The organism is Halocella sp. SP3-1 (genome assembly GCF_003953885.1).
GTDB lineage: Bacteria > Bacillota > Halanaerobiia > Halanaerobiales > DTU029 > Iocasia > Iocasia fonsfrigidae.
Window position 1 is genome coordinate 539,146 of the sequence record NZ_CP032760.1, and the last position, 13,533, is coordinate 552,678.

At 32.6% G+C, this 13,533-nt stretch carries 17 protein-coding genes; 3 read left to right on the forward strand and 14 right to left on the reverse strand.

Annotation, left to right across the window (positions count from 1 at the left end):
* Positions 1–59 precede the first annotated feature (59 nt).
* The 4 genes from D7D81_RS19395 to D7D81_RS02555 form a co-directional block, all read right to left on the reverse strand.
* Positions 60–221 carry a hypothetical protein gene (locus tag D7D81_RS19395; RefSeq protein WP_164522087.1) on the reverse strand — a complete coding sequence of 54 codons (162 nt, stop codon included), beginning with the start codon at positions 219–221 and terminating at the stop codon, positions 60–62.
* A 53-nt stretch (positions 222–274) separates the two neighbouring features.
* Complete coding sequence (locus D7D81_RS02545; protein WP_125987029.1) at positions 275–748, reverse strand: hypothetical protein; 474 nt, start codon at positions 746–748, stop codon at positions 275–277.
* Between the two features lie 59 nt (positions 749–807).
* Positions 808–1,503 (reverse strand): hypothetical protein, encoded by a 696-nt coding sequence (locus D7D81_RS02550; RefSeq protein WP_125987031.1) that lies wholly within the window; start codon positions 1,501–1,503, stop codon positions 808–810.
* 160 nt (positions 1,504–1,663) lie between these two features.
* Positions 1,664–2,137, reverse strand: coding sequence for a hypothetical protein (locus D7D81_RS02555; RefSeq protein WP_125987033.1), 474 nt, complete (start codon positions 2,135–2,137; stop codon positions 1,664–1,666).
* 797 nt (positions 2,138–2,934) lie between these two features.
* Between D7D81_RS02555 and D7D81_RS19400 the strand changes: the two genes are divergently transcribed.
* A complete protein-coding gene (locus D7D81_RS19400; RefSeq protein ID WP_164522088.1) occupies positions 2,935–3,075 on the forward strand; it encodes a hypothetical protein in 141 nt (46 codons plus the stop codon).
* 467 nt (positions 3,076–3,542) lie between these two features.
* Here the strand turns inward: D7D81_RS19400 and D7D81_RS02560 are convergent, their stop codons facing one another.
* A complete protein-coding gene (locus D7D81_RS02560; protein WP_125987035.1) occupies positions 3,543–3,917 on the reverse strand; it encodes a helix-turn-helix domain-containing protein in 375 nt (124 codons plus the stop codon).
* Positions 3,918–4,022: 105 nt separating this feature from the next.
* On the opposite strand from D7D81_RS02560, the gene D7D81_RS02565 reads away from it, so the two are divergent.
* Together D7D81_RS02565 and D7D81_RS02570 are read left to right on the forward strand one after the other, a co-directional pair.
* Entirely contained in the window at positions 4,023–4,616 is a 594-nt protein-coding gene (locus tag D7D81_RS02565) for a sigma-70 family RNA polymerase sigma factor (protein ID WP_125987037.1), read from the forward strand.
* A gap of 15 nt (positions 4,617–4,631) precedes the next feature.
* Positions 4,632–5,027: a hypothetical protein gene (locus tag D7D81_RS02570; protein WP_125987039.1), complete on the forward strand. Its 396-nt coding sequence runs from the start codon at positions 4,632–4,634 to the stop codon at positions 5,025–5,027.
* 220 nt (positions 5,028–5,247) lie between these two features.
* Here D7D81_RS02570 and ptsP read toward each other — a convergent pair whose 3' ends face one another.
* The 9 genes from ptsP to D7D81_RS02615 form a co-directional block, all read right to left on the reverse strand.
* Positions 5,248–6,960, reverse strand: coding sequence for a phosphoenolpyruvate--protein phosphotransferase (gene ptsP / locus D7D81_RS02575; RefSeq protein ID WP_125987041.1), 1,713 nt, complete (start codon positions 6,958–6,960; stop codon positions 5,248–5,250).
* A gap of 4 nt (positions 6,961–6,964) precedes the next feature.
* A complete protein-coding gene (locus D7D81_RS02580) occupies positions 6,965–7,234 on the reverse strand; it encodes an HPr family phosphocarrier protein (RefSeq protein WP_125987043.1) in 270 nt (89 codons plus the stop codon).
* 63 nt (positions 7,235–7,297) lie between these two features.
* A complete protein-coding gene (locus D7D81_RS02585) occupies positions 7,298–8,683 on the reverse strand; it encodes a PTS fructose transporter subunit IIC (RefSeq protein WP_125987045.1) in 1,386 nt (461 codons plus the stop codon).
* Between the two features lie 38 nt (positions 8,684–8,721).
* Complete coding sequence (locus tag D7D81_RS02590) at positions 8,722–9,186, reverse strand: PTS sugar transporter subunit IIA (protein WP_125987047.1); 465 nt, start codon at positions 9,184–9,186, stop codon at positions 8,722–8,724.
* A 9-nt stretch (positions 9,187–9,195) separates the two neighbouring features.
* Positions 9,196–10,125, reverse strand: coding sequence for a 1-phosphofructokinase (pfkB, locus tag D7D81_RS02595; protein ID WP_125987049.1), 930 nt, complete (start codon positions 10,123–10,125; stop codon positions 9,196–9,198).
* Positions 10,122–10,892, reverse strand: coding sequence for a DeoR/GlpR family DNA-binding transcription regulator (locus D7D81_RS02600; RefSeq protein ID WP_286170106.1), 771 nt, complete (start codon positions 10,890–10,892; stop codon positions 10,122–10,124). Before D7D81_RS02600 ends, pfkB begins: the two co-directional genes overlap by 4 nt.
* Before the next feature lie 199 nt (positions 10,893–11,091).
* On the reverse strand, positions 11,092–12,183 hold the full coding sequence (gene ychF, locus D7D81_RS02605; RefSeq protein WP_125987051.1) for a redox-regulated ATPase YchF: 1,092 nt from the start codon (positions 12,181–12,183) through the stop codon (positions 11,092–11,094).
* Positions 12,180–12,380 (reverse strand): DUF951 domain-containing protein, encoded by a 201-nt coding sequence (locus tag D7D81_RS02610; protein WP_125987053.1) that lies wholly within the window; start codon positions 12,378–12,380, stop codon positions 12,180–12,182. Before D7D81_RS02610 ends, ychF begins: the two co-directional genes overlap by 4 nt.
* A 24-nt stretch (positions 12,381–12,404) precedes the next feature.
* The gene (locus tag D7D81_RS02615; RefSeq protein ID WP_125987055.1) at positions 12,405–13,259 is read right to left on the reverse strand and encodes a mechanosensitive ion channel family protein; all 855 of its coding nucleotides are present in this window, start codon (positions 13,257–13,259) and stop codon (positions 12,405–12,407) included.
* Positions 13,260–13,533: the final 274 nt, after the last annotated feature.

The following is a 13,533-nucleotide window of genomic DNA, read 5'->3' on the forward strand; positions in this document are numbered from 1 at the left end:
GGTCAGTCTTTAAAGTTATCCACAATTTCCTAACCATTTAAAAAGGGATAGAAATTTCATTATCTAGCCCTTTTATTCTGTTTTTCTGACATTTGCTTATGTATCCTTGCTTCTCTTTCGTTATCTAACATTAATTTCATAAGCAAATCTGCTTTAGTTTGAATATCTAACTTATCCCAATCCAAGGGACTAAGGGAGTACTTTTCCCAACAGCTAATCACTTGATATCTTATGGAAACCCCATCTTCGATATTTCCTGTTTTATTTTTAAGACTTAAAAGTCGTTTTCTGGCTTTTTTAATTGACCACCAAGTGAATTTAACTCAAAGCCTTTATTTACTATATTAATTACATCCATAAATCTTAATGTGCTCTTCAGTATTTCTATTCCTTCTTCAACTGTTTTACCAGGTCTTTCTTCCGGAATAATAAATTCATATGCTAATCTCAATTTTTTCTTTTCTTCAATAGGTTTGCTTTTTTCTTCCCATTTTTTAATTTTTTCTTTCGCTTCTGGTTTAGAATTAAACGCCTTATATTTTTCATCACCATTAGGGACTTCAATATTCATACTTCTTCCATCATTTAATTTAATTAAAATATTAGGTTTCTTAGGTTTTAATTCATCAAATTGTTCAATAATTTCCTGAACTATATCAACATCAACGAACTGAACGGTAATTTCCCCTTCAACACCACCAAAATTAACTGCTATACTTTCCTTAATTTCGTCCTTTTTACCCTTCAAGTTTTCCCATAAATTTTTACCCCTTAAGACCTGGCCCATTTTAAAATCCTCTCCCTTTTTTAGTAATTTCTTGTTATAATCTTAATTCCATTACCAGATATAGTATCTTTAAATATATCATTGGGATTATTAAAAGCTTTTTGTTCTACCTTATCAAATATAACTCCTATTAAATATTTCCATTCTCCATAATAAATGTCTCCGTTATGACAATAATATGAGATTCTATACTCATTATTTGTATCTATCCACTTGGTAGATAATTTACTTATACTAAAATCATATTTTATATTGTTAACTTTTCTTTGTTTGATTTTATTGCTATAATATGGTTTGTTTTCATTATAGCTTTTATTTTCAACTATACTAAATTGCTCAACATAATGTAAATCTTCATTTTCTTGATATTGTTCAAATATAAATTTAACATCTAGATGGCCAGTAAAATCAAAATTAAAAGTTGTTATTTCATTTTCCTTTAAAGCTAATAATCCATCTAAAGTAAGATTATTAATAATACTAGTGCCATTGATTTCATAGATCTGTTCTTTAAAATCCAAAACCATAAGTTGACTAGTCGATAATGAACCAGAAGAAAATGTAATTGTTTTTTCCCCATTAGATATACTATTAATAACAGTTTTATCTAGATTAGAAATTATTTCTATTCTAATTAACTCTTCTTTATTACCTCTGTTATCTATATCAATATTTCCAGCTAAACTCAATTCATATGTTTCTTCTTTTGGTAACAATTTAGATAAACCTATTGTGGCATCATAAGAATTAAAAACATCTACTATTAAAAACACCACCTTTCTTTATAAAAAGAGCTAATAACGGTATAGTAGTCACTGCATATTACTATACCGTTGTTATAACTTTTATCTACCAACAGCTATTTTAAATGCAGCATTAGGTATAAGTTTTAACCCATGATTCAGTTCCCGCTGGTTCATCTTTTACAATACTATCATATCTACCAGATATAGTAATATTAAACCCACCCTCATTTGGCACCTCATCAGCAGAAACTTTTCTTAAATTAACATTAGTATAATACCTTGCTGGAACCTCGACAGTAGAACCATCTTGTGGTACAATTTCTTCTTTAATTACTAAACCTGCTAAATCTTCATAAGCAAATAATCCAGAACCATAATCAGCAGGCATTGCCTGGGTAAGTGTTAATGTTTTTTCTGCTCTTATTTTTTTATCACCTTTATATTCAAGACCATCATAAACTGCTTCAGTATCTTCAGGAATATCAGGAGAAAACCCTTCTCTATGGGTAATTAATTCATATTCCCATGCTGTACCATTATATTTACCAATAGATATTTCTATCTCATCACCATAACGTACACCATTATAAAAATTATCTGCCATTAAACTTTCAACTCCTTTTTATGTTATTAATTTATCTACTAATTCTAAAGCTTTACAGGAAAATTAATTATAATTATCAAGTATTGTATCTCTCACTAAATTTTTTTGTAATCTTCTGTTAATTGCTTTTAATAGTTTGACCATTACCTTCTCCCCCCTTTTCTCCCGTACTTAAAATATAACTTGTCCTTTTTCTTGTGTCTACTTGTTGTTTTAATGCTAAATTCTATTCCATGTTATTTATACCTCATCCAAACCCTCTATAAAACAATTTGGCACTATAAAAAATATAATATCACCTCACTCTATTACTATTATTCAACTGAGCATTCTATTTTTCAAGTATTTTTTATTTTTTCTTTAAAATTTAATTGACATTATATTTTTTATGTGTTACTATTAATGCAAAATTACTTTTTAAGGAGTAGAACCCATATATTTACTAAATTATCTTCTCTTTCTCTTTAACTAAAATGATTTTATTTTGATTTTAATTAAAATATACTTCAAATAATTTTTAAAATTTATTTATGGCGGGGAGGAATGCTATGCTACTATTGAAAACGTTTATGTTATAATGAAACTCCTGTAAGGTTTTATTTATTAAATAGTGGTAAATAATTAGACAGAAACCCCTTTACAAATGCGAATAAAAATATTATAATATAAGCAAACATATGTATGGTCTCTCCCAAATCACCTGGTACAATAGCAGTAACCGTTGAATAAATCACTTTTACAAAGAGGGAATATACTACATCCCTCTGTCAAATTAATAGTATGAGGAGGATTAATCAATGGAGAAAAATCAAGAACAATTGGAAAGAGTTAAAGAAAATGCAGAAAAGTATCCTTATTCAGAGATTGTATTGCAAGTTCATCACGGGCAAATAACAAAAATGGAAACTAAAATTAAGGAGAATTTTTCAAACAAATAACAGTCCTCTACCTTTTACCATAAAGGCAGGATAGACTAAGGGTAATTCCTTTTTCTGTTCTGCTTTTTAATTTGTGTAAAGTAGACAAGCCATTAAGAAAGGAGTGTTGTTAATTCAAGACAGCTTTGAATGTTGATATGGATAATATTCTTAAAGTACCTAAAAAAATAAATTATTTTTTAATTAAAAAGTTAAATATATTTAATTCCGCTAAAAAAAAAGACTCCAACTCCATAATTTAAATAAAAGATAATATTATTATAAGAGTCTGTTCGAAAAGTATCAGTATATACCACCAGGAATTCCTTCACTCAACGGTAACACCACAGGCACTCCGTATTTAAATAAACCACACTAGAACAGTTTAAGGTTGCACCTTAACTTCGTTCAGGGATATATAATCCCTTATTTACCTTTTCGAACACATACTATAAAAATAACATGTGTTTAATAATTTAATAGCAAGTTTAAGACCTACTTAATATTTTAACTGCATTTAATAATTCTTTAGTTGAAACATTACGGAAATATGCTTCTTTGGCAATGTCAAGGAATGGTATAAAATCTTCGTTCTTTAATATAGGGTCTTTATCAGAATTGATATTTTCTTTATCTTCATCAATTCCATAGAAAAATAATAATGGCACATTTAAAGAACGAGAAAGATTATATAATACATAACTATTAGGTGTGTTTTTCCCTTTTTCTATTAAAGCTATATAAGAACCAGTACATCCTACTAAATTTGCTAGTTGTTCTAAAGTTAAACCACGTATTTCTCTGTAATATTTAACCTTTTTTCCTAATTGTTCGGTAAATTTTTCTTTGCTAGTAATTTTCATTTTAACCCCCTTTCTTTTTTATTGTATTTTAAAACACATTTGATGTCAAATATATTTTTTTTCTAACTTAAAAAATATTCCATTTTTGTTTAAAGGAGTGAAATTATGAATTATTTTAATTTAATACAGTATCAAGTTGATAATTTTGATAAAATTAACATAGATTTCCAAAAAGCAAAAGAAGGTGATTCCCATGAACAGCTCAAATTAATCTTAAAATATCTTAGGTTGATTAAAAAGATATCAACTATCGGCGGGAAAATAGATGAAGATTTAATGCAAGAGATAATTATTGATTTATTAGTTGATATATTACCTGGATATGATGAAAAAAAGGGGGATTTCGGAAAGAGATTGGGTATAATAGCTGGAAATAAAAAGAAAAATTACTTAAAATATCTTTATATTAGGAAACATAATAGCATTGATGAAAAGATTGAAGATGGTATTGAATTAAAAGATACTCTTATAGAAGATATAAATTTAGAAAACCAATACATAAACAAGGAGACCAGGAAAAAATTATTTGAATTGATTTCCCAATTAAAACCCAAACATCAATATATGGTTAATAAATATTATCTTAAAGATCCCCCCCTGACTCTAAAGGAAATTGGTCAACAATTAGGTTATAGTCATGAATATGTTAGACAGGAATTGAAAAAGGTGAGGCGATATTTGAAACGAAAAATGCTTTAGGAAGGAGTATATAAGATGATTTGTTTTGCACAAGAAATTCTTGAATGTTTTGAAATGGTTAAGGAAGAATATGAAGATTTAAAACAAAATTTAAGTCAAATACAGAAAAAATTAAATATTATAGACTATTTCTTTAAAGTGGTTACCTTAAACACTGTCGAAAGAAACCAATTATTTAATATTAGAAATAATACATTACTAAAATATCAAGAAATTAAAGACCGATTAAATGAATTGAGTAGATATTATCAGCTTTTTCTGAAATATGGTAAATTTGAAGAAGAATTAAGGTGTGTAATGAAAGAAGTTGAAGAAATAGTTAAAAAACGTCAAAAACATTTTTGTGTTTCAGAGGTGAAGAAAGATTTTGATGAAAGATATACCAAAGATTCTGATAATATAGTTTCTTAGTTCCATATAATTTCATATTTCTTTTAAAATATATCTTATATTATCTCAACTTTTTTCTACTATAAATAGAAAGGAGCAAAAATGAACATTTCACTTAAATTATTAAAATACTATATCCTTAGAGGAGGATAATTTTATTGGATTATTGGGTAACAGATATTAATGATTAATTAGACAGATAAGTAGCCCATAGGTACTATGGGCCAGCTTATTTTACTATTCACAAAGTTTTTAAATATTCTTTCACCTGTTTTGCTGTAGTTAACTTAATAACCTGAACAAGATTTTTCTTACATTCCTTCTGGTCTAATTTCCTGATTAATTGCTTTATCTCCAGAATGGAACCAACACTCATGCTGAGTTCATCTATACCCATCCCAATAAATATGGGGGTTAAGAATGGATTCCCAGCAGCTTCACCGCATATTCCTACCCAAATACCCGCCTGATGAGCAGCATCAACAATATTTTTTATTAGTTTTATAATAGCAGGATAATATGGATTATGGAGTCCGGCAATTAATTCATTTGTTCTATCGACAGCCATAGTGTATTGTATCAGGTCATTGGTCCCTATGCTAAAAAAATCTACCTGTCTGGCTAGTTCATCTGCCATAATGGCTGCAGCAGGGACTTCTATCATCATACCAACCTCAATGTCACTGTTAAAGGATATTTTAGCCTCATTTAATTCTAATTTAGCTTTATCAAGTAATTTTTTAGCTCTATCAAGTTCTTCTAAAGAGGAAATAAGAGGAAACATAATTTTCAAGTTACCATAGTGAGCTGCCCGAAGAATCGCTTTAAGCTGAACTAAAAAAATGTCTTCCCTTTCCAGACAAAAACGGATAGCTCTGAAACCTAAAAAGGGATTCATTTCCCGGGGTAATTCAAGATAAGGTAATTCTTTATCCCCACCAATATCCAGGGTACGAATAATAACCGGCTTATCTTTCATCTTTTTAGCAACTTTTCTATAAACCTGATATTGGGTCTCTTCATCTGGTAGGCTGTTATTATTCATATATAAAAACTCTGTTCTAAAGAGACCAATACCATCACTATTGGTATCAAGTATGGCATCTAGTTCATCATCTGTACCCATATTGGCAGCTAATTGAATTTTAAAGTTATCACGGGTTATAGCTGGCTTATCTTTTAATTCAGCTAACTTTTTTTGTTTTTCTTGATATTCTCTTATTTTAACCTCATATTTAGTTAAGTCTATACTGTCTGGTTCTAAAATAACCTCTCCTGTGTTACCATTGAGAATTATTCTATCCCCAGTCTGAACTGTAGACAAATCAATCTCTACCTTTATTACTGCAGGCAGCATCAATCCCCTGGCTAGAATAACTGTATGGGAAGTCTGGCCTCCTTTAGTTAAAACAAAACCCTTTAATTTACTTTTATCCAGCAACGCGGTTTCTGAAGGAGCCAGATCACAACTAACTACTATCGCTTCGTCTGGAATCTCACTGACTAAGCTGAATTCTCCTTTTAAAGCCCTCAAAAGGTGTTTGCCCACATCCTGGACATCAGGTATCCTCTGTTGAAAATATTCATCATCTATACCCTTAAACTTGGTAACCATAGAATCAATTGCTTTTTTAATTGCTCCCTCGGCATTGATTAAACCATCTTTTATATTTTTTTTAATATCTTCCACAAGCACCGGGTCATTAAGCATCGCAATTGTTGCTTCAAAGATCATACTACCTTCAGTACCCAGATCTTTTTCTGCTGTTTCCTTTAATTTTTCTAAAAAACAGGAGGCTTTTTCTCTGGCAATTTTAACTTTGTCTAGTTCAAAATTGATTTCTTCACGGCTAATTCTGCGCACTTCAACAGTTGGCATTTCATCTAGGTATTTATATATTGTTCCTATTACTATTCCTTTAGAAACCGGAATACCATTATATCTTTTAGCCATAATATTACTCCTCTTCACCCATGCCTGAGGCAAAAAATTCTTTTAATTCCTTGAGAGCTCTCTCTTCATCTTCTCCCTCGACTTTTAAAGTTATTTCCTTGCCACAGCTAACACCCAGAGACATTACACTCAATATGCTTTTGGCATTGGCCTCCTTATCATTATATATAATTAATATTTCTGATTTATAATTGGCTGCCTTCTGTGTTAAAAGTGTAGCAGGCCTAGCATGTAGACCACTTTCATTGACAATTCTTATCTTATCTTGAAGCACTATATCATCCCCTTACTTCAATTGTTATTTAATTTATTATAAATTTAGTTACTAAGTTTTATTCTACTGTACTACTGGTTTTAAGACCCTAACCATTAATGCGGTAACTAGTGTGCCGATTATAATAGCTAATATATATGGGACTAATCCGCCCACTACTTTAGGAATAAGCAATACAAATATACCACCATGTGGCACTTTTAAAGATGTATTAAATAGCATTGCTAAAGCACCAGTTATTGCTGAACCCGTCATTATTGAGGGTATTATTCTTAACGGATCAGCAGCTGCAAAAGGTATGGCTCCTTCCGTGATAAAGGAGGCCCCAAGAACCCAGGCAGCTTTTCCAGCTTCTACCTCAGCCCGACTAAATCTATCTTTAAATAGAACAGTGGCCAGAGCTAATCCCAATGGTGGAGTCATACCAGCAGCCATTACTGCAGCCATAGGGGCATATACATTTGAAGCCAAAAGTCCAGTACTAAAGGTATAAGCTGCTTTATTTACAGGACCACCCATATCAAAAGCCATCATTGCCCCTAAAATCACACCTAATAAAACAGCATTTGTTCCACTCATAGCCTGGAGCCAATTTGTTAATCCTACCATAATACTCTGTACTGGTTTACCAATAACATATATCATTAATAACCCTACTGTCAGTGACGATAATAAAGGTAAAATTAAGATAGGCAACAATCCCTGAAAATTCCTGGGAAGTTTTATAATATTCTTTAACCATTGAGCTATATAACCAGCCAAAAAACCAGCGATTATCCCACCTAAAAAGCCTGCTCCAATTGAATTAGCTATTATACCCCCAATCATACCAGGTGCCAGTCCAGGACGATCAGCAATGGAATAAGCAATATAACCAGCCATTACCGGTACCATCAGAGCAAAAGCAGACCCACTACCTATCTGCATTAAAGCAGCAGCCAAAGTCCCTTCCTGTTCAAAGGCCTTATAGCCAAAAACAAAAGAAAGGGCTATAGCCAGACCACCTGCTACTACAAAGGGAATCATATGGGAAACCCCTGTCATTAGGTGTTTATAAGCTCCACTTCTCTGTGACTTTCTTTCAGCCTTTAGATTCATAACCTGATCATAAGTGCCTTCACTTATATTTGTAGTTTCTCCCTTTTCTGCGCCTTCAAGGGCCTGTTTAATTAAAGCCTCTGGGTTATCAATAGCATCACCTACTGCTACATTTACAATATACTTCCCTTTAAACCTATCTAGTTTTACATTAGCATCTGCAGCAATAACAACAGCTTCAGCCTCTTTAATATCTTCTGCTGTTAATTCATTTTCTACCCCAACACTACCCTGTGTTTCTACCTTCATAGTTATGCCCATTTTCTTTGCTGCTTCTTCCAATGACTCAGCAGCCATATAAGTATGAGCAATGCCAGTCGGACAAGATGTGATCCCAACAATTTTTTTCATAAATAAATCCTCCCCTTTTAATTTAGATGTAATACATATTATTTGAAACTATTTTCCCTGACAACAATCACCTCCCTGAGCCCTTCAGGGGTAGAAACCTGCAATAAGGCTTCCCTGAAGTCTTCATGTACTAACATGCGGGAAAGTTTAGCTAATAATTTTAAATGCTGGTCTTTAGATTTTTCTGGCGCAGCAATCAGAAAAAATAAATAGCTAGGTTTTTTATCAAGGGATTGAAAATTGATCCCTTTTTTAGATCTGCCAAATACAATAGCTGGTTTTTTTACAGCTTTACTTTTCACATGGGGAATAGCTATTCCATTCCCTATACCAGTTGTACTCTTTTCTTCTCTCTCCATAGCAGATTGAAAAACACTCTTTTCATCAGTTATATAATCTTGTTCTTTCAATAATTTTATAAGTTCTTTAATAACACCTTCTTTGTCTTGACTCTCCAATTCCATCTTTATTAATTCTGGTTTAATAAAGTCTTTTAATCCCATAATATCCTCCTAAATAATTTTTATAGTGATTTTTTCTTTAGTTTTTTTAATCATTTCCTTATTTAAAAGTTCAATTTTTCCTAATTTTACATAGCTTGTTGCAATAGCTGCTGCATAACAAGCTATTTCTTTAAAAGGCATATTTTTTTGTAAACCAACAGCCAGTCCAGCAACCATAGAGTCACCTGCCCCAACAGTTGTATTAGAAACACTAACCTGTGGTGTTTTAAGATAATAACAATTCTTTTTATTAGCAAAGATTGCTCCCCTGGCACCCATAGAAATAACTATTATTTCTACTCCTTGAGCCAAAAAATAATTTACAGTTTCTTTCATATCTTTTTCATTTTTAATTTCTTCCCCAATTAACTCCTGGGCTTCATGTAAGTTGGGCTTAATTAAAAAAGGCTGTTCTTTTAAAACCTCTTTTAAATTATTACCTGAAGTATCAACTATTACTGGAATTTCAGCTTCTTTGCAAAGCCTTATTAAATGATTATATGTGTTAGATGACAAACCATGAGGGATACTACCTGCCATGACTATCAAATTACCCACAGCAAGGTAGTCTCGCAATTTTTTTTCCAGGGCCTTAAAATCATTTTTGCTTACTTTCCCTGGTTCATTGATCTCTGTTTCCCGGCTAATAGTAGTTTCCAGTATTTTAATATTTTGTCGTGTGGCATAATTGGAAGAAATAAAATCTGCCTTTAACTTTTTTTTTCTTAAAAAAGTTTTAATAGCATCCCCTGTATTGCCACCCAATATACCAGTAGTCAGAACATTTTCTCCCATTTGATGTACCACCTGTGCTACATTAATGCCCTTTCCTCCTGGTAAGGTTATAACCTCCTTTACCCGGTTTAATTTACCAGGAGTCAATCGGTCAATCATTATTGTCTTGTCTATAGCTGGATTTAAAGTTACAGTAATGATCATAAAATTACTTCAACCCCTGCCTCTTCAATTTTGGTAATATATTGCTTATCAAGCTGGTCAGTTACAAAATAGTCTATATCTTTAAGACCAGCAAATTTACAAAAAGAAACCTTTCCTAATTTAGAATGATCTACAAGCATATAAACCTCTTGAGCAATATCAATCATAACTTTTTTAATACTAGCCTCTGTTAAATCAGGTGTAGTAAATCCATCACTTATAGTAAAACCATTGCTTCCAAGAAAAGCCTTATCAACCCTAAGCTCTTTTAAAGTTTTTTCTGCCAGAGAACCAACAAAAGCCCTTGTGTTATATTTATAAGTCCCACCAATAAAAACCACTTCTATTTCCCTACCTAATTGTTTTACTTCATTAAAAATATCAAATGAATTTGTTACTAATGTCAATTTATTAATGTTTTTTAATTTTCCAACAATCTGTAAGGTAGTAGTTCCAGCATCGATAAGTATAGTATCTCCTTCTTTTATTAGCTGACTAGCTTTATAACCGATTTCTCTTTTGGCTTCTTTAAATTTATCTGCTTTATCTTCAAAAGATGGTTCATAACTTTTGCTAAAAGAAACAGAGACCGCACCCCCATGTGTTCTAAGTAAATAACCACCTTCTTCTAGTTCACCTAAATCTCTTCTTATTGTTACCTCAGATACATTAAATTCATTACTCAATTCCTTCACTTGAACCCGATTATATTTGTTAAGATTTTTAATTATTTTTTCTTTTCTTTCTTCAGCAAACAATTTTATCAACTCGCTTATACTTATGTTTGTGTTCTTTTCCTTTCATTTTTGATTATATACTTTCTTTTTGTTCATGTCAAGGAATTTTTATATTATCTGAGCTAAAAAACAAAAATTACTAAAAGCTAAGTAAATAAAAAAAGAAGAACCGTAAATAACTACGATTCTTCTTTCTATATTAAGATTCAATAATAATTATTAATAATAACTAGACATTAAAACGAAAATAACATACATCCCCATCCTGCATAATATATTCCTTGCCTTCTAATCTCAACAAACCCTTTTCTCTGGCATCACTGATAGAACCGGAAGTAATCAAATCATCATAGCTTACTACCTCTGCCCTGATAAACCCCCGTTGCATATCAGTATGAATCTTACCAGCAGCCTCAGGGGCAGATGACCCCCTCCTGACAGTCCAGGCCCTTACTTCTTTTTCACCTGCCGTAAAAAAAGTTATCAAATCAAGGAGTTCATAGCCAGCAGTTATCACCCGATCCAGGCCTGATTCTTTAAGCCCCATCTCTTCCAAGAACAAACCTGCCTCTTCCTCATCTAATTCGGCAATATCTGCTTCAATCTTAGCGCTTATGGTTACTACCCGGGCATTTTCGCCAGCAGCATGTTTCCTTACCTGACTAACCATTTCATTATCAGCTGTTCCAACATCACCTTCATCAATATTGGCTATATAGATAATCGGTTTTGCTGATAATAACTGGAGTTCTTTAACCAGCCTTTGGCCCTGTTCCTCTAAATCAAGCTGGCGAATATTCTTTCCCTCTTCCAGGCTATTTTGCAAAAGCTCCAGTTCCTGTAATTCTTCTATGTATTCCTTTTCACCGCTTTTGGCCATTTTTGAGGTTTTGGCCATCCTGCGTTCAACTGCAGATAGGTCAGCCAGGATTAATTCGGTATTTATTATTTCTATATCCCTTAAAGGATTAATATCACCATCAACATGTGTAACATTATTATCAGTAAAACACCTGACAACCTGTGCTACGGCCTCCACTTCCCTGATATGGGCTAAAAACTTATTACCTAAACCCTCTCCCTTACTGGCACCTTTTACCAGACCAGCAATATCTACAAATTCTATGGTTGTAGGTGTCTTTTTCCTGGGATTGTACATATCATTAAGTACTTCTAAACGCTTATCAGGGACATTAACTACCCCTACATTCGGATCAATAGTACAAAAGGGATAATTTTCAGCCCCTGCCCCAGCTTTGGTCAAGGCATTAAAAAGGGTTGATTTCCCTACATTTGGCAGTCCTACGATTCCTAGTTTCATTTATTTTCACTCTCCATTACTTTCTCCTTAACACTCTTGTCAAACTTCCTCCTGGGTAGCATTATTAACCTACCACAGGTAGTGCATTTTGCCTTGAAATCCATACCTATTCTGGTTATCTCCCAGGTGTCTCCTCCACAGGGATGTTTTTTCCTGAAACGAACTAAATCACCTATTTCATATTCCCTCTTATCCATTATCCTACCTCCCATATGAAGTAATTATTTAACAACTGTTTCCTCAACTGAACCCTCTTTTGATAATAATACCACATGAGGATAGGCTATTTCAATACCCCTTTCATCCAGTCTCTCCTTAATACGCTGCCTAATATAGCGCGCTACCTGCCACTGTTCCATGGGTTTTACCTTAGCCCATATCCTGATTACTACACTTGAAACAGCTAATTCCTGGACACCCAGAACAGTAGGCCCATCAGTAATCACCTCACTCTTTTCCAGAGCGATTTCACCTGCTAGTTCTTCCAGAACATCTATTACCTGGGAGGGTTTCTCTTCATAGGCCACACCAACATCAACCATTACCCTCATATTCCCTGAGGAATAATTAGTCACCTGGCTTATTTCCCCATTTGGTATAATATGAATCTCCCCGGCAAAACTCCTGAGCCGGGTTGTTCTTAGACCCAGTTCCTCAACAACTCCATCAACAGAGGCCACTTTGATATAATCCCCTACAGCAAACTGGTCTTCAAAAAGAATAAAAAAACCATTTATAATATCTTTGACCAGACTCTGAGCCCCAAAACCCACAGCCAACCCAATGATACCAGCACCAGCTAAGAGTGACGCCACCGGGACATTAAAAATAGATAGGATAATAATACTTGAGATAAAATAAATTACATAACGCAAGGCACTCCTTAATAACAGGATAAGAGTATTCCTCCGTCTTATATATTTTTCCCTCTCTCTTTTTAATAAATTATCAATATACTTATTACCAAATTTAATTACTAAACCGCTTATGATTAACACGATAATACTATTTACTATTTTGATTAGATAACTCCATAAAAGCTCTGAGGAAAATACACCGGTAAAATCATTTACCATTGTAGTAATATATTCTATAATTTTTTAAACCCCCTTTTTGCATTTCGACTTATTATATGCGGCAATCTATAATAAGTTAATAGAACCATCTATAATTATATATGATAGTTATCAATTTAGCAAAAGCAAACAAAGTGGCTTCGCCACCCAGACTTAATCAACAATTATTAATCTTTAAATAGCAATTTTTCTTACACAAAGTCACTTGTTATCATAAAACAGACAAATATATTTGCTGGACGACTCCTAGAAATTGTCTGGAGGTAGGAGCTTG